Annotated in this window: 13 protein-coding genes and 1 riboswitch; of the genes, 7 read left to right on the top strand and 6 right to left on the bottom strand. The window is 70.0% G+C overall.

The window, feature by feature from the left end; all coding sequences use genetic code 11:
• The first annotated feature begins 28 nt into the window (after window positions 1-28).
• Entirely contained in the window at window positions 29-382 is a 354-nt protein-coding gene (gene queD / locus ACIGII_RS00835; RefSeq protein ID WP_399635724.1) for a 6-carboxytetrahydropterin synthase QueD, read from the top strand.
• Between the two features lie 745 nt (window positions 383-1127).
• Here queD and ACIGII_RS00830 read toward each other — a convergent pair.
• The 3 genes from ACIGII_RS00830 to ACIGII_RS00820 are packed head-to-tail and all read right to left on the bottom strand — an operon-like array spanning window position 1128 to window position 4446.
• Window positions 1128-2213, bottom strand: a complete 1086-nt coding sequence (locus ACIGII_RS00830; RefSeq protein ID WP_399635727.1) for an alpha/beta fold hydrolase — start codon at window positions 2211-2213, stop codon at window positions 1128-1130.
• Window positions 2214-2245: 32 nt separating this feature from the next.
• Window positions 2246-3727, bottom strand: a complete 1482-nt coding sequence (locus ACIGII_RS00825) for a sensor histidine kinase (protein WP_399635730.1) — start codon at window positions 3725-3727, stop codon at window positions 2246-2248.
• Window positions 3724-4446, bottom strand: coding sequence for a response regulator transcription factor (locus ACIGII_RS00820; protein WP_399635733.1), 723 nt, complete (start codon window positions 4444-4446; stop codon window positions 3724-3726). Before ACIGII_RS00820 ends, ACIGII_RS00825 begins: the two co-directional genes overlap by 4 nt.
• A 147-nt stretch (window positions 4447-4593) precedes the next feature.
• Between ACIGII_RS00820 and msrB the strand changes: the two genes are divergently transcribed.
• Genes msrB through msrA form a run of 3 tightly spaced genes read left to right on the top strand, consistent with a single transcriptional unit; the run spans window position 4594 to window position 7715 of the window.
• Window positions 4594-5133: a peptide-methionine (R)-S-oxide reductase MsrB gene (gene msrB, locus ACIGII_RS00815; protein ID WP_399635736.1), complete on the top strand. Its 540-nt coding sequence runs from the start codon at window positions 4594-4596 to the stop codon at window positions 5131-5133.
• Window positions 5134-5187: 54 nt separating this feature from the next.
• On the top strand, window positions 5188-6963 hold the full coding sequence (locus ACIGII_RS00810) for a cytochrome c biogenesis protein DipZ (protein ID WP_399635738.1): 1776 nt from the start codon (window positions 5188-5190) through the stop codon (window positions 6961-6963).
• A 14-nt stretch (window positions 6964-6977) separates the two neighbouring features.
• Window positions 6978-7715 (top strand): peptide-methionine (S)-S-oxide reductase MsrA, encoded by a 738-nt coding sequence (msrA, locus tag ACIGII_RS00805; protein WP_399635741.1) that lies wholly within the window; start codon window positions 6978-6980, stop codon window positions 7713-7715.
• 23 nt (window positions 7716-7738) lie between these two features.
• On the opposite strand, the gene ACIGII_RS00800 is transcribed toward msrA, so the two are convergent.
• Entirely contained in the window at window positions 7739-9247 is a 1509-nt protein-coding gene (locus tag ACIGII_RS00800) for a hypothetical protein (protein ID WP_399635744.1), read from the bottom strand.
• A 61-nt stretch (window positions 9248-9308) separates the two neighbouring features.
• Window positions 9309-10004, bottom strand: a complete 696-nt coding sequence (gene bioD, locus ACIGII_RS00795) for a dethiobiotin synthase (protein ID WP_399635746.1) — start codon at window positions 10002-10004, stop codon at window positions 9309-9311.
• Window positions 10005-10111: 107 nt separating this feature from the next.
• Between bioD and ACIGII_RS00790 the strand changes: the two genes are divergently transcribed.
• Window positions 10112-10594 carry a GAF domain-containing protein gene (locus tag ACIGII_RS00790; protein WP_399635748.1) on the top strand — a complete coding sequence of 161 codons (483 nt, stop codon included), beginning with the start codon at window positions 10112-10114 and terminating at the stop codon, window positions 10592-10594.
• The gene (locus tag ACIGII_RS00785; protein WP_399635750.1) at window positions 10591-10956 is read left to right on the top strand and encodes a TfoX/Sxy family protein; all 366 of its coding nucleotides are present in this window, start codon (window positions 10591-10593) and stop codon (window positions 10954-10956) included. The genes ACIGII_RS00790 and ACIGII_RS00785 overlap by 4 nt, the downstream gene beginning before the upstream one ends.
• A gap of 35 nt (window positions 10957-10991) precedes the next feature.
• On the opposite strand, the gene ACIGII_RS00780 is transcribed toward ACIGII_RS00785, so the two are convergent.
• A complete protein-coding gene (locus ACIGII_RS00780; protein ID WP_399635752.1) occupies window positions 10992-11588 on the bottom strand; it encodes a histidine phosphatase family protein in 597 nt (198 codons plus the stop codon).
• 144 nt (window positions 11589-11732) lie between these two features.
• Window positions 11733-11958: riboswitch (cobalamin riboswitch) on the top strand.
• 118 nt (window positions 11959-12076) lie between these two features.
• Here ACIGII_RS00780 and btuB point away from each other — a divergent pair.
• On the top strand, window positions 12077-13918 hold the full coding sequence (gene btuB, locus ACIGII_RS00775; protein ID WP_399635755.1) for a TonB-dependent vitamin B12 receptor: 1842 nt from the start codon (window positions 12077-12079) through the stop codon (window positions 13916-13918).
• The last annotated feature ends 97 nt before the right edge of the window (window positions 13919-14015 follow it).

Here is a 14015-nt window from a genome sequence, read left to right as displayed (position 1 = left end):
ATGCGGCCGCAGGCCTTACAATGCGGGCATGGAAATCTTCAAAGTCTTTACCCTCGAAGCGGCTCACCGCCTGCCCAACGTGCCGCCGGGCCACAAGTGCGCGCGGCTGCACGGCCACTCGTTCCGGGTGGAGCTCAAGGTCGAGGGCGAGCCGGGCGAACACACCGGCTGGATCATGGATTTCGGCGACGTCAAAGCGGCCTTCCAGCCGATCTACGACCGGCTGGATCACCACTACCTCAATGACATCCCTGGTCTGGAGAACCCGACCAGCGAACGCCTGGCGATCTGGATCTGGAACGCGCTCAAGCCGACCCTGCCGGCGCTGAGCGAGGTGACGGTGCATGAGACCTGCACGTCCGGGTGTCGTTACCGGGGTTGAGGGCGTTCGAGCCGCACGACCAACGGTCGTGCGCTACCGCGCGTGTGCCGCCCGTGGGAGTACACCGGGCCAATGGCATTGCCAGCCGGTGTCGTTGCCGGCCGGTGGCGGTGACGCCCGGTGGCGGCGGCGGCCGGGTGTCCGCGACGCCCGGTGTCCGCGACGACCGGTGGCGGTGGCGGCCGGTGGCGGTGGCACCCGGTGTCGGCGACGCCCGGTGGCGGTGACGCCCGGTGGCGGCGTCGGCCGGTGGCGGCGGCGGCCGGTGGGGGCGACGGCCGGTGGCGGCGGCGGCCGGTGTCCGCGACGACCGGTGTCGGTGGCGGCCGGTGGCGGTGGCGGCCGGTGGCGGTGACGGCCGGTGTCCGCGACGGCCGGTGGCGGCGACGCCCGGTGGTGGCGGCGGCCGGTGTCCGCGACGCCCGGTATCCGCGACGCCCGGTGGCGGCGGCGGCCGGTGTCGGCGACGACCGGTGGCGGTGACGCCCGGTGGGGGGCGATGATCGGTAGGTACCCACCGTTGGTGGGTACGGAGGCTGCCGGAGCCGTGATGCTCGGCGCCCCAAACTATTGATTTTGTTGCTTTTTTATAATTTCGACCGTTCGCGACCAACTATTTGTTGCAATGCACCACAATCGGCGTATGCTGCATTGCATCAAACGGAATTTGCGTGGGTCCCTCCCCCCACGCAATCCCAAGACCCGACAGAACCCTCCCTCTGTCGGGTCTTTTTTTTTGCCCGCGTCACCGCGCCAGCGGGCGCACCACCTGCACCAGCGTCATCAACGTTTTGCCGGGCTCTTCCCACGGCACCATGTGCGCGGAATGTTCGAACCATACGCCCTGCTTGAAAGGCGCCTGCACGGTGTTCAACCAGCGCTCGGTAGGCGCGTTCGGCGTGGTGTAATCGTGGCGACCCATGAACATCACCACCGGAATCGGGAAGCGCGTGACCGGGGTGAAATCCACCTTCAACATCTGCGGCAACAACGGCCCCAGCGACAGCACGCTGCCCCTGTCAATGTTGCAGCGGTCGGCATCGGTGTAGTCCGGTGACAGCTTCGCTGCGCCGAAGTAATACGTCGAATCATCGCGGTACGCGGTCAACCCGCCGTAGTACTGCGGCCAGGTGCGCGCGGTGATGATCCGCTCGCGGGTGATCGGCGTGTCGCCCGGATACGGCGCGATCGCCTCCAGTTCCGCGACCGCCTTGGCGTTGCCGTGCGCCTTGGCCTGGGCCAGCCCGTACTCGAAGCTGATCTTCTCGTTCTCCACCTGGTTGATGATCTGCCCGATGCCCACGTAGGCGTGGAACAGGTCCGGGCGCTTCAACGCCGCCTGCATCGCCACGATGGTGCCCCAGCTGTGCGCCATCAGGATCATCCTGCGCTGGCCCAGGTGCGCGCGCAGGTGCTCGGCCACCTCGATCGCATCGCCCACGTAACGCTCGATCGTCAGCGTCGGCGCGATCACCTCCGGCGATGCCTCCGCATAGGTCTTGCCGGCACCGCGCTGGTCCCAGTCCACCACCGTGAAGTATTCCTCCAGCGGGCGCTGGAACTGCCACAGGCTCGGCGTCACCGGGCTGGCAGGGCCGCCGTGCACGAACAGGATCACCGGATTGGCCCGGTCCTCGCCACGGATCGTGAGCCACTGCCGCACTCCGCCGATCGGCGTGGCGTACTGCTCCTGGATGCCGTTGGGCGTGGTGATCCGCTGCAGGTCGCGCACTACCGCGCGGGCGGGTTCGAGCGCGGATGTGTCAGGACAGGATGGAGCGGCCGCGGATGCCGTGGTGGACAACAGGGCCAGGCAGATGAGTGCGCGCATGAAACCTCCGGGGTCGGCGGCATCTTGCCACGCTACGGGTGGCGGGCGGCCGCGGCGGCGGGGAGGGTGAAGACGAACAGCGCGCCTTCGCGGCTGTCCAGCAGCTGGATCTCGCGGCCGTGCAGCTGCAGGATCCTGTGCACGATCAGCAGGCCCAGCCCACCGCTATCCGGGCGGTCGCTGCCCAGCGCTGGCGGGGTATGGAACAGGTCCTCGCGGCGCGCCTCGGGAATGCCCGGGCCGGTGTCGGCCACGCTGACCTGTACCTCGCCCTGCACCGCCTGCAGGGTCACCGTGATCCGCCCGCCTTCCGGGGTATGCCGGATCGCGTTGTCGAGCAGGTTGGTCAGCACCCGCTCGATCAGGCCCAGGTCGGCATCCACCGCCGGCAGGCCCGGCGGAATCTCTGCCGCCAGGGTCTGCCGCCGTGCCTGCGCGGCCAGTTCGAACTTCTGGAAGACGTCCTGCACCAGGTCCGGCAGCGAGAACGCCTGCCGGTCCAGCACCACGCCACCGTGCTCCAGCCGCGCCAGCTCGAACAGGGCCTGCGCCAGCCGGCCCACCTTGTGGCTCTGCGACAGGGCGATGGCCAGGTAACGCTGGCGCTCTTCCGGGCCGAGCGTGGCGTCCTTCAACGCCAGCGTTTCCAGGTACCCGTGCAGCGATGACAACGGCGTGCGCAGGTCGTGCGAGATATTGGCCACCAGCTCGCGCCGCTGCAGGTCCTGCTGGCGCAGCTGCTGCCACTGCTCGCCCAGGCGCTGGCCCATGTGCCCGAAGCTGTGCTGCAGGATCGCCAGTTCGTCGCGCTCGCCGGCGCGCAGCGGGGTGGGCGGCAGCGCCTGGGCCGGCGCTGCGGCGTCTACGTCGAAGGACTGCACGCGGCGGGTCAGCTGGCGCAGCGGGCGGGTGACCCAGCGGAACGCCACCGCACCGGCCAGCAGGCCGATCACCGCCACGATCGCCAGCGACCACAGCGTGGTGCGCAGCGAGGCATTGGCCGCGATGTTGGCCGCCAGCGCCTCGCGCTGCTCGCCCACCAGCACCACGTAGATGTAGCCCGCCTGTCGGCCCTGCACGAACAGCGGCGCGGCGTTGAACACCTTGCGCCCGGTCGCACTGCGCGGGTCATCGCCGAGGATCGGCAGCGGTTCGTCACGCAGCAGCGCCTGCACCGGCGCCAGGTCCACGCGGTCGCGCTTGAGATGCCCGCTGGGCGCGTCGTGGCCGAGGATGCGGCCCTGGTCGTCCAGCAGGTAGACCTCCACGCTGGGGTTGACCGCCATCAGCTTGCCGAACAGGGCGCGCACTTCGCCGTTGCGCATGCCGGCCCCGTCCATCAGCTCGCCACTGCGCGCGATGTGCTCGGCCAGCCCGCGCGACAAGCGCTGCACGGTTTCCTGCTCGTGCACGGCCGTGCTGCGCATCTGGATCCACATCAACGCGCCGCAGCACACCAGCAGCAGCGCGAAGAACGCCACCGACAACCGTTGCGACAGACTCAGGCGGATCATGCCGGCGCGCCTTCGCTGCCATCGACCAGCTTGTAGCCGCGGCCCCACACCGTCTGGATGCGCTGCGGCGAGGCCGGGTCGCGTTCGATCTTGTTGCGCAGCCGGTTGATGTGGGTGTTCACCGTGTGCTCGTAGCCGTCATGCTGGTAGCCCCAGACCTGGTTGAGCAGGTCCATGCGCGAATACACCTGGCCGGGGTGGCGGGCGAAGAAGTACAGCAGGTCGAATTCGCGCGGGGTCAGCTCCAGCGCGCGCCCGTCCACCTGCGCGGTGCGCGCCACCGGGTCGATGCGCAGCCCGGCTACGTTCAGCTCACCGGCATCGATGCGCGCGTTCTGCGCCATCGCCTCGACCCGGCGCAGCAGCGCCTTCACCCGCGCCACCAGTTCCAGCATGGAGAACGGCTTGGCCAGGTAATCATCCGCGCCCAGCTCCAGGCCCAGGATGCGGTGCACTTCGCTGGCACGGGCGCTGGTGATGATGATCGGCGTGTAACGGGCCATGCCGCGCGCGCGCCGGCAGATTTCCAGGCCGTCCACCCCGGGCAGCATCAGGTCCAGCACCAGCGCGCTCCACGGTTGCGCTTCCAGCAGGGCCAGGCCCTCATCGCCGGTGGCGGCGTGGGTGACCTCGTAGCCCTCGTCGCGCAGGTGCATGCGCAGCAGGTTGGCGATGTGGACATCGTCCTCGACGATCAGGACCTGTTTTGCACTGCTCATCGGCACGCGTGGAGGTGAGTGGCGGGTGCGGGCATTGTGGTCGGATCCGGACCTGAATGTGTCACGGAAAATTTAACCCTGCGTGAGGATTCGTTGACCGGCCCGGGCGCAGCATGGCCGCATCGTTTCCAGAGTGGGAGATCGGCCATGCGCTGTACCCGTCGCAAGCTGCTTGGCATGGGCGCCATCGGCGCCGCCGCCGGGCTGTTCGGGCTCACTGCCTGCAGTGGCACCGCACCGGCGGCGCCGGCACCGTCGCGCCGCTTCGAAGTCATGCGTACCGACGACCAGTGGCGGGCGCAGCTGACCCCGGCGCAGTACGCGGTGCTGCGTCGGCAGAGCACCGAGCGACCGTTCAGCAGCCCGCTCAACAAGGAACACCGGCGCGGCACTTTCAGCTGTGCCGGCTGCGGGCTGGCGCTGTTCTCGTCCTCGACCAAGTTCGACAGCGGCACCGGCTGGCCGAGCTTCTGGGCGCCGCTGCACAACGCGGTGGCCGAAGACCGGGATACCACGCTGGGCATGCTGCGGGTGGAAGCGCACTGCCGCCGCTGCGGCGGGCACCTGGGGCACGTGTTCGACGACGGGCCGCGGCCGACCGGGCTGCGGTACTGCATGAACGGCGTGGCGATGTACTTCATCGCCGCCGACGAAGAAACCCGCGTGCGGGTCCCCAGCCGGACGTAGTGCCGGGCCCTGCCCGGCAACGCCTTCAACCCGGATTTCCATAAGGATTCACCCATGTTCCTGCTTGTCCTGGCCTACCTCGGTGGTGTCCTGACCATCCTCAGCCCGTGCATCCTGCCGGTGCTGCCGTTCGTGTTCGCGCGCTCGGACCGCCCGTTCCTGCGCAGTGGCCTGCCGCTGCTGGTGGGCATGGCGCTGATGTTCGCGGTGGTGGCCAGCCTGGCCGCGGTGGGCAGCCAGTGGGTCGCCCAGGCCAACCAGTTCGGGCGCTGGATCGCGCTGGTGGTGATGGCGTTGTTCGCGCTGGCGCTGCTGTGGCCTCGCCTGGCCGACCATCTGCTGGCGCCGTTCCAGCGGCTGGGCGCGCGGCTGAGCGCGTCGGCCGACGCGGCCAGTGACCGCGGCCAGGGTGGCGTGGGCACCTCGCTGCTGATCGGCGCGGCCACCGGCCTGCTGTGGGCGCCGTGTGCCGGGCCGATCCTGGGCCTGATCCTGACCGGCGCGGCGCTGCAGGGCGCCAGCGTGGGCACCAGCGGCCTGCTGCTGGCGTATGCGCTGGGCGCGGCAACCTCGCTGGCACTGGCGATCTGGATCGGCGGCCGCGTGTTCACCGCGCTCAAGCGGCGCCTGGGCGCGGGCGAGTGGATCCGCCGCGGCCTGGGCGTGGCCGCATTGCTGGCGGTGGTGGCCATTGCCCTGGGCTGGGACACCGGCGTGCTGACCCGGCTGTCCACGGTCAGCACCGCGCGCCTGGAACAGGGCCTGCTGGATACCCTGCCCGGCCAGGCCCCGGAGGCTGGCAGCACGATGATGATGCGCGCAGCCGATGCACCGGCCGGCACCGAACTGCCGGTGGAGGGCACCCTGCCCTCGCTGGCCGGCGCCACCGGCTGGCTCAACAGCCCGCCGCTGAGCGCCGAAGGCCTGCGCGGCAAGGTGGTGCTGGTGGATTTCTGGACCTACTCCTGCATCAACTGCCTGCGCGCCCTGCCCTATGTGCGCGAGTGGGAACAGCGCTACCGCGACCAGGGACTGGTGGTGATCGGCGTGCATGCGCCGGAGTTCGCCTTCGAACGCAACCTGCGCAACGTGATGGGCGCGGTGGACGACCTGAAGATCGAGTACCCGGTGGCGATCGACAACGACTTCGCGATCTGGCGCGGCTTCAACAACCGCTACTGGCCGGCGCACTACTTCATCGACGGCAAGGGCCGGATCCGCGCCCACCATTTCGGTGAGGGCAACTACGCGCAGTCCGAACAGATCATCCGCCAGCTGCTGCGCGAGAACGGCGCCACCCTGCCCGACGAACCGCAGGCGATGGCGATGGCGGCGGCCAACCCGCGCGAGGGCGTGGAGCGCCAGGCCGACATGCGCAACCTGAAGTCGCCGGAAACCTACCTGGGCCACGCGCGTGCGGAAAACTTCGCCTCGCCCGGCGGGCAGCGCGCCGACCAGGCCGCCGACTACGCGGTGCCTGCCCGCCTGCAGCTCAACCAATGGGCGCTGGGCGGGCGCTGGACCGTGGGCGATGAAGACGCCCAGCTGCAGCAGGCCGGTGGACGCATCGCGTTCCGCTTCCACGCCCGCGACCTGCACCTGGTGCTGGCGCCCGGCGCGGACGGCAAGCCCGTGCGCTTCCGCGTGCGCCTGGATGGGCAGGTACCGGGGGGCGCGGCCGGTGGCGATGCCACCCCCGATGGCAGCGGCACGGTCGACGGGCACCGCCTGTACCAGCTGATCCGCCAGTCCGGTGAGGTGCGCGAACGGACCTTCGAGATCGAATTCCTCGACCCGGGCGTGCACGCCTACGCCTTTACCTTCGGATGAAACAGGAGCGGACCATGCGACTTTCCGTGGACAAACTGGTAGCCGGCGGCATTGCCGCCGTGATCGCCACCCTGACCGTCACCGCGGTGCTCAGCCTGGAGCGCCCGGCGCATGCCGCGCCGGCCGACGCCGTGGTCGCCGTGCCCGCACCGCGCGGCGCGGCCAATCCGACGCTGCCGGGCAAGCGCGCCCAGGTGGTGTTCGCCGGCGGCTGCTTCTGGGGCGTGCAGGGTGTGTTCCAGCACATCAAGGGGGTGGACAATGCGGTGTCCGGCTATATCGGCGGACGCCCCGGCGATGCCAACTATGGGCGGGTCAGCGCGGGTGGCACCGGCCATGCCGAGGCCGTGCAGGTGACCTATGACCCCAGCCAGGTGAGCTACGGCCAGCTGATGCAGGTGTTCTTCTCGGTGGTGCACGACCCGACCCAGCTCAACCGGCAGGGTCCCGACCACGGCACCCAGTACCGCTCGGCGGTGTACGCCGACGACGCCGCGCAGCGCGACGCCACCCGCGCCTACATCGCCCAGCTGCAGCAGGCACGCGCGTACGCGGCACCGGTGGTGACCACGGTCGATGGCGGCAAACCGTTCCACGCCGCCGAGGGCTACCACCAGAACTACCTCACGCTGCACCCCGAGTCGTTGTACATCCGCATCAACGACCAGCCGAAGGTGGATGCGCTGCACCGCATGTACCCGCAGCTGTACCGCGAAAAGCCGCGGTTGGTGTCGACGTTGTCGGCGCGTTGACGCGTGGGCAGCGGGAGGGGGTGTTACGCCGCAGGTGCGCGCGCGACCCTGCTGGCCAGCTGCGGCAACGCCTGGCGACTGAACACCACTTCGAACACCTGGCGCTGCCTGGGCGATACCTGCACGCTCACCAGCGCGCGCCCGGCGTTCGGGTCCGGATCACGGCAGAGGAACCAGTACGGCTGCCGCCCCTGCGTGGGCACCGGCACGCCATGCACGCGCCGCAGGGTCACCTTGCTGCCATCGCCGATCAGCGATTGCAGGGCGTGGGCCACTGCCGGATGGAGCTGCTGTGAAAGATTTTCCCGCTCGACCTGGTAATGCAGCCCGCCCATGATGCGCGGCAGCTGTGCAGGCCGGCTCAACCGGAAGAAGGGCGCACGCGGCTGCGCGTGCCGCTGCGCCGGTACCGGTGGCATGCGCGGGCCAGGCCGCGGCGGCGCGACGGGCGCGGCGGCAGCCGGGGGCGGAACCCGCACGGGCTGTTTCCGGTACAGCTCGATCAGCGCGTCCAGTTCCTTCCCGTGCGAGGGAATCACCACCCGTTGCAGGCCCCTGCTGAACAACCGGATCGCGTCGACCGCGGCGCGTGCCAGCACGTGCTGGTAAAGCGGATCGGCCGGGGCGTCATGCCTGCGCGATGTCCTGGAGAACAGCCCGCTGCCAGGCAGCGCCAGGATGAAGGTTTCGACCTTGTGCTCTTTGGCATTGACCATGGCGTGCGCGAACTGGCGCAGCATGCCGGTGTACAGCGCCTTCGCATCGATCTGGGGCTGGTCACGACGATCAAGCGCGGCGATGGAGATCATGTCGTAACGCGGCGCGTTGCGCGACGGCGTCGCGAATGACGCGTCCAGCAACAGATCCCGCTGCGCCTCCAGGCGCGCCCCGGGCGTTCCACTCACGTCGCACAGGGCCTGCAGCACGGCGCGGTCGTACCGCATCTGCAGGCCGGCCGAATACAGCTGGCGCTGGCCCACCTTGTCCGGACCCAGCGGATAGCCCGTGGCCGCATCGAGGCTGGCCTTGGCCCCGCGCCCCAGCACGCACAGGGTTTCCTCGGCGGGCATGCGCTGGTGGCGGAACGTGTCCACGCCCAGGCCACCGCCGCGGTGGCGGCTGTCGGCCGGGTTGATGATCGCGACCCGGCCGGCCAGCGGCGTGTCCAGCAGGCGGACCAGGCAGTCCACGGCGTTGTCCGGGGAGCGCACGACCCGCGCCATCGCACCGTTGGCGTCCGTGCGCGGCGGGAAGGCGATGCAGGAGGTGACCTTGGGCGGGCTCACGTCCAGGCCGCGCTCCTGCTGGCGCACGCGCGCGAACAGGTCATTGATGCGGGCGTTGATGGATTCGCCGCCGGCGGCGTCACGCGGGGCCCGCGGTGCCTGCCCATTGCGCAGGCCATCCAGGGCCAGCCGGGGCGACACCGGTGCCGCCTCGCGGGCGTCTGCGTTGCCCCGAGCGGCGGGCGCACGGGGAGAGGTGATGAACCGGTGGGCGGGGTTCGGCTCCGCCTGTGTGGAACGTAGCATCGCGGGGGGTCACCAGGGCTGTGCGGCCCGCGATAGTAGGTGCCTATCGTCTGCCCGACCTTCAGAATTCCTGCATGGGCAACGTCAGGGCGGCGGCCAGCAGCGCCGGGTCCGCACCCGGTGCATACGGCAGGCGCCCCCAGCACGGCATCGGCAGCCGCGCCTTCAGCAGGGCGACGTTGTCGTCGATGCACTGCATCTGCGGGTCCACCTCGTTGGCGATCCAGCCGATGCAGCGGGCGCCGCTGGCGGCAATGGCCTGCGCGGTCAGCCGCGCGTGGTTCAGGCACCCCAGCCGCAGCCCGACCACCATCACCACCGGCAGCTGCAACGCCTGGACCAGATGCGATTGATCCAGATGGGTGGACAGCGGCGCCAGCCAGCCGCCCACGCCTTCCACCACCACGGTGTCGGCCTGTGCACGCAAGCGGCCGAACGCGGCGTCGATCGGTGCCAGCGACAGGGTCACGCCCGCGGCGGCGGCGGCCAGTTCCGGCGCCAGCGGCAGCGGCAGCGCGTAGGGGTTCAGGTCCTCATAGGCCGGGGTCGGGTCGCTGGCCGCCAGCAGCGCGGTGGCGTCTTCATTGCGCAGCCCTTGCGGGGTCGACGCGCAGCCACTGGCGACCGGCTTCATGCCCACCGCGCGTCGGCCGCGCTGGCGCAGCGCGTGCAGCAGGACGCAGCTGCTGAAGGTCTTGCCGATACCGGTGTCGGTACCGGTGACGTAGAAGGCCGCGGGGAAGGCAGGGAGCGACATGGCCGTACCGATGAACAGGGGCGGCCATTATCGGGCCTGGCACGCCGGCACCGCAGCGTTCCGCGCCCGGGCGGTCCGGCAGCGGCCGCACTTGCTAGACTTCGGCCATGTTCGATACCTCCACGCTCACCGGCAGCAAGCCGGAACAGTACGGCCAGCTGCTGGCCCAGGCCCGCGCCCTGGTGCACGGTGAACGCGACCGCATCGCCAATGCCGCCAACCTGTCGGCGCTGGTCTACCACGCCCTGCCGCAGCTGAACTGGGTGGGCTTCTACTTCTTCGACGGCACCGAACTGGTGGTCGGCCCGTTCCAGGGCCTGCCCGCCTGCGTGCGTATTCCGCTCAGCAAGGGCGTGTGCGGTGCGGCCGCGTCGCAGCGCAGGACCCAGCGCATCGAGGACGTGGAGGCCTTCCCCGGCCACATCGCCTGCGATTCGGCCTCGCGCTCGGAACTGGTGGTGCCGCTGGTCAAGGGCGACACCCTGATCGGCGTGTTCGACCTGGACAGCCCGGTGCTGGCCCGCTTCGATGCCGACGACCAGGCGGGCCTGGAAGCGATCGCGGCGGTCTTCATCGAGGCACTGGGATGAGCGCCAAGCTGCGCAACATCGGCCCCAAGAGCGCGGCCTGGCTGCGCCAGGTCGGTCTGCGCACGGCCGAGGACCTCACCGCCGCCGGCGCGGTAGGCGCGTTCGTGAAAGTGCGTCGCGCCGGTTTCAAGCCCAGCCTCAACCTGCTGTACTCGCTGGAAGGCGCGCTGCAGGACTGCCACTGGCAGGAGCTGCCGGAGGCGCGTCGCGCGGAGCTGGTCGCCGAGTACGACGCGATCATCGCCGACAACCCGCTGAAGAAGGCCCCGCCCGCCTCCGGCCCGGTCTACGACCGCACCGTGGTCAACGATGACGAAGGCGACGACGCACCCTTCGAATTGGACAACGAAGACCGGACGTAGCGCCACGCGCTGCGGGGCCGCGCGTGGTGCCAGGTTCAGTCAGCCACGCAGGGCGTGGCACTACGCAGCTCCAGCAGCTCGCCCCACAGCGCCCCCTCGTCCCGCTCCACCCGCAGCTGCAGCCGCGTCCCGTGGTCGATCCGCAGCGCCCAGCACATCGCCATCGGCAGCCCGCACACCTGCGACAGCACCATGCGCAGCGGCCCGCCGTGGCTGACGATGACGGTCGGCACCGGATCGGGATCATCCAACAGGCGGTGCAGCGCGCGCGCGATGCGGCGCTCGAAATGGCCCCAGCTTTCGCCGTGTGGCGGCGGGTTCGCATGCGGGTCCAGGTGGAACGCCTGCAGCGCCTGCAACGGCAGCGCATCCAGCGGCTGGCCATCCCAGTCGCCGAAATCCAGTTCTCCCCATTCCTCGTCGGCCATCACCTCCAGCCCGCGCGGCAGCGCCAGCGCAGCAGCGGTGGCCAGGGCCCGTTGACGCGGCGAGCTGACCACGCGCTGCCACGGCACGTCCGCGTAGCGCGCACAGATCAGGTCGGCGCCCTCCACCTCGACGGGGGGATCGGTACGGCCATCCAGGTGGTCGTCGCGGCCGGTGGCGGCATGCCGGATCAGATCCAGGATCATGCCGGTGTCCCGCAATGGATCCGCCGCCCAAGGTGCTGCAACCGCGTCTTTTTCATGGGAACCACGTTGTAAAGCGAGGCGCATTCTAACCGCTCGCGCCGCATCACCCCGCCCTGCGCTGCGCCGCCTGCCCGGCTTTGCTCTACACTGCGCGCACTTTCAGGTGACCTGCGGCGCATGCCGGCAGGTTGAAACGGGAAGCCGGTGACGCAACAGGTCCTGCCTGCTGCCAGGCCGGCGCTGCCCCCGCAACGGTAAGCGTGGAACGCCAGGCAATACGTCACTGTGCGCAGGCATGGGAAGGCGCCTGGTGCGATGGTCCGCCATCGGCCCGCAAGCCCGGAGACCGGCCCGGAAGACGACTGGTTGCGATGCGGCGGGCATGGCGACGGCAAGCAGTGCCGTGCGCGCTGCCCACCGTCGCGTGCCTCCGTTGACCACCGCCCCCCACTTTGCCGCGCGGGCGTGCGCGGTGCATGGAGTCACCGATGAAGCTGCAGATCCAAACGCTTACCCTGGCCGTGCTGACCGCGCTGCCCCTGCTGGCCGCCGCGCAGGACGATGCCCGCGCGCTCGACCCGATCCTGGTCACCGCCACGCGCACCCCGATTGCCCTGCAGGACAGCATCTCGCCGGCGCAGGTGATCGACCGCGCCGAAATCGAGCGCAGCCAGGCGCCGTCGCTGCAGGACCTGCTGCGCGGTCGCGCCGGCATCAACCTCAACAACAGCGGCGGGCTGGGCAAGCAGAGCTCGCTGTTCCTGCGCGGCACCAACTCGGCCCACACCCTGGTGCTGGTGGATGGCGTGCGCATCAACACCGGCGACCTCGGCCTGGCCATGCTGCAGGACCTGCCGCTGGCGCAGATCGAGCGCGTGGAAATCGTGCGCGGCCCGCAGTCCAGCCTGTACGGCGCCGATGCGATCGGTGGCGTGATCCAGATCTTCACCCGCCGCAATGCCGGCGACTTCGCCCCGCACCTGCAGCTGGGCGGCGGCAGCAACGGACTGCGCGAAGCCAGCGGTGGCTTCGGCGGCACCGGCGCGCGCGGCTGGTTCGGCACCGACATCGCCTACCAGCACACCGACGGCATCAATGCCTGCAACGGTGATCCGGTCACCTTCGCCGGCTGCGGCGCCAACGAACCCGACCGCGACGGCTACCGCAACCTGTCGATGAGCCTGCGCGGCGGCTACACGCTGACCGATGCACTGAGCGTGGAAGGTACCGCGCTGCGCGCCGAAGGCGAGAACCACTACGACGGCTACTACAACTACTCCGAAACCCTGCAGCAGGTGCTGGGCGGCAAGGTCCGCTACGCGCCGAGCGAGCGCTTCACCCTGACCGCCAACGTCGGCCGCGCCGACAACGAGTCGGACAACTATAACGACAGCACCTGGCTGGGCGCCGCGCAGACCCACCGGGACAGCGCCTCGGTGCAGGCCGACGTGGGCATCGCCGACGGGCAGCTGCTCAGCGCCGGCGTGGACTGGAGCCAGGACAACCTGGACGGCAGCAGCGCGGGCTATCTGGTCGACAGCCGCGACAACACCGGCGTGTTCGTGCAGTACCAGGGCCGCTTCGGCGCGCACCACCTGCAGGCCAGCGTGCGCAACGACGACAACGAGCAGTTCGGCAACCACACCACCGGCAGCCTGGGCTGGGGCATGGAACTGGGCGGCGGCTTCCGCCTCAATGCCAGCTACGGCACCGCGTTCAAGGCGCCGACCTTCAGTGACCTGTATGACCCGTGGAGCGGCGTGCCCGGGCTGGATCCCGAGAAATCCAAGAGCGCGAACCTTGGCATCGCCCAGCAGGGCGACAGCTGGCGCTGGGGCCTGGATGTGTATGAAACCCGCATCGATGACCTGATCACCTACGACGCCACCACCTTCATGATGTCGCAGGTGGAGAAGGCGCGCATCCGCGGCGCCGAGCTGACCGGCGCGCTGAGCGTGGCCGGTTTCGATCTCAGCGCGCAGCTCAGTCACACCGACCCGCGCAACCGCACCGACGGCAGTGCGCAGTTCGACAACTGGCTGGCCCGCCGTGCGCAGGACACCGCGCGCCTGGACATCGACCGCAGCTTCGGCGGCTTCCGCGCCGGCGTGACCGCGACCGCTGCCGGCGAGCGTTACGACAATGCCGACAACACCGTGCGCCTGGCCGGGTACGGCACCGTGGACCTGCGCCTGGAATATGCGATCAGCCGCGACTGGTCGGTGCTGGGCCGGGTCAGCAACCTGTTCGACCGCGACTACGAAACGGTGGCCTGGTACAACCAGCCGGGCCGCGAGTACCGCCTGAGCGTGCGTTACCAGCCGAAGTGAACCGAGATTGGCCGGCATCGCGAGGTGCCGGCCAACGGCCGGCGCTACCGGGTGCACGGCTCGGCGTCACAGCTGCTCCACGAGCACGGCTCGGCAT

The sequence above is a fragment of the Stenotrophomonas sp. NPDC077420 genome, assembly GCF_044543385.1.
In the GTDB taxonomy this organism is placed as follows: Bacteria; Pseudomonadota; Gammaproteobacteria; order Xanthomonadales; family Xanthomonadaceae; genus Stenotrophomonas.
Note: the sequence above shows the minus strand (reverse complement) of the source record. Positions and strands in the feature narration are given on the sequence as shown.

Excerpts from the sequence above, each read along its gene's own strand:
- bioD (WP_399635746.1), bottom strand. The coding sequence starts at position 10,004 with ATGTCGCTCCCTGCCTTCCCCGCGGCCTTCTACGTCACCGGTACCGAC.
- msrA (WP_399635741.1), top strand. The coding sequence starts at position 6,978 with ATGCGACTTTCCGTGGACAAACTGGTAGCCGGCGGCATTGCCGCCGTG.
- ACIGII_RS00825 (WP_399635730.1), bottom strand. The coding sequence starts at position 3,727 with ATGATCCGCCTGAGTCTGTCGCAACGGTTGTCGGTGGCGTTCTTCGCG.
- btuB (WP_399635755.1), top strand. The coding sequence starts at position 12,077 with ATGAAGCTGCAGATCCAAACGCTTACCCTGGCCGTGCTGACCGCGCTG.
- ACIGII_RS00790 (WP_399635748.1), top strand. The coding sequence starts at position 10,112 with ATGTTCGATACCTCCACGCTCACCGGCAGCAAGCCGGAACAGTACGGC.
- ACIGII_RS00785 (WP_399635750.1), top strand. The coding sequence starts at position 10,591 with ATGAGCGCCAAGCTGCGCAACATCGGCCCCAAGAGCGCGGCCTGGCTG.
- msrB (WP_399635736.1), top strand. The coding sequence starts at position 4,594 with ATGCGCTGTACCCGTCGCAAGCTGCTTGGCATGGGCGCCATCGGCGCC.
- ACIGII_RS00810 (WP_399635738.1), top strand. The coding sequence starts at position 5,188 with ATGTTCCTGCTTGTCCTGGCCTACCTCGGTGGTGTCCTGACCATCCTC.
- ACIGII_RS00800 (WP_399635744.1), bottom strand. The coding sequence starts at position 9,247 with ATGCTACGTTCCACACAGGCGGAGCCGAACCCCGCCCACCGGTTCATC.
- ACIGII_RS00820 (WP_399635733.1), bottom strand. The coding sequence starts at position 4,446 with ATGAGCAGTGCAAAACAGGTCCTGATCGTCGAGGACGATGTCCACATC.
- ACIGII_RS00830 (WP_399635727.1), bottom strand. The coding sequence starts at position 2,213 with ATGCGCGCACTCATCTGCCTGGCCCTGTTGTCCACCACGGCATCCGCG.
- queD (WP_399635724.1), top strand. The coding sequence starts at position 29 with ATGGAAATCTTCAAAGTCTTTACCCTCGAAGCGGCTCACCGCCTGCCC.
- ACIGII_RS00780 (WP_399635752.1), bottom strand. The coding sequence starts at position 11,588 with ATGATCCTGGATCTGATCCGGCATGCCGCCACCGGCCGCGACGACCAC.